This window comes from Flavobacterium sp. GT3R68, from assembly GCF_007109225.1.
Classification (GTDB): Bacteria; Bacteroidota; Bacteroidia; order Flavobacteriales; family Flavobacteriaceae; genus Flavobacterium.
Genome location: NZ_VJZK01000041.1, coordinates 1 through 1042 on the forward strand (window position 1 = coordinate 1; position 1042 = coordinate 1042).

1 protein-coding gene is annotated in these 1042 nt (G+C 36.3%); it reads left to right on the forward strand.

Features of this window, described 5'->3' with window-relative positions:
- Positions 1 to 1022, forward strand: a 1022-nt coding sequence (locus FNW07_RS13710; protein WP_144265657.1) for a cytochrome ubiquinol oxidase subunit I, incomplete at its 5' end; no start/stop codon positions are given.
- Positions 1023 to 1042: the final 20 nt, after the last annotated feature.

Consider the following 1042-nt stretch of genomic DNA (forward strand, 5'->3'; position numbering starts at 1 on the left):
TCTTTTTGCATTCATCCTTGTTATGGTTTTTTTTATTTGGAGAAAAATTACTCGGGCATAAATGGCATTTTGTCACCGGATTACTCATTTTTATCGGCTCCTGGGCCAGCGGATTTTTAATCATTGCAACGCATTCCTGGATGCAATATCCAGTAGGGTATGAAATTTTAGCAAATGGTAAATTCGTATTGAATAACTTTTCAGCGCTATTCACAAATCCTTGGTTGTGGCCGTCTTATTTGCACAACCAGGCGGCTTCAATGGTAACCAGTTCTTTTGTTGTTGCAGGGATTGGTGCCTTTTATATTTTAAGTAAAAAGCAGGTGTCTTTTGGAAAATTATTTGTGAAAACGGGAGTGATTTTTGGATTGGCTTCAAGCCTTATCGTTGCAGTTCCTACCGGAGATTTGTTAGCCAAGAATGTGGTGAAATACCAACCTGTTACTTTTGCTGCAATGGAAGGAATTTTTCATACCGAAAAGAAAGGTTCTGAAATTGTTTTAATTGGTCAACCTGATGTGAAAGATAAAAAATTGGACAATAAAATTGCCGTACCTAATATTTTGAGTTTTTTAACCTATGGCAACTGGCATCAGGAAATCAAAGGCTTAGATCAATTTAAAGAGGAGAATCATCCCACTAATATTTCAGGATTATATTACGCGTATCATATCATGGTTGGACTCGGAACCGTTTTCATCGGATTAATGGCTTTTGCTGTTTTTCAGCTCATTAGAAAAAAATTATTCGAAACTAAATGGATTTTGTGGTCTTTGCTTTTTATGCTGCCATTTCCTTATATCGCCAATACAACGGGGTGGTACACTGCTGAATTAGGAAGGCAGCCTTGGTTGGTATATGATTTATTGCGTACTGCCGAAGGTGCTTCTCCAACAGTTTCCTCCGGAAATACGTTATTTACCTTGCTTGGATTTATAGGATTGTATCTCTTATTAGGAATGCTGTTTTTACTCTTAGTTGGTAAAATTATAAATAAAGGACCTCAAACAGAAAATATATAAATTATGGAATTCTTTTGGTA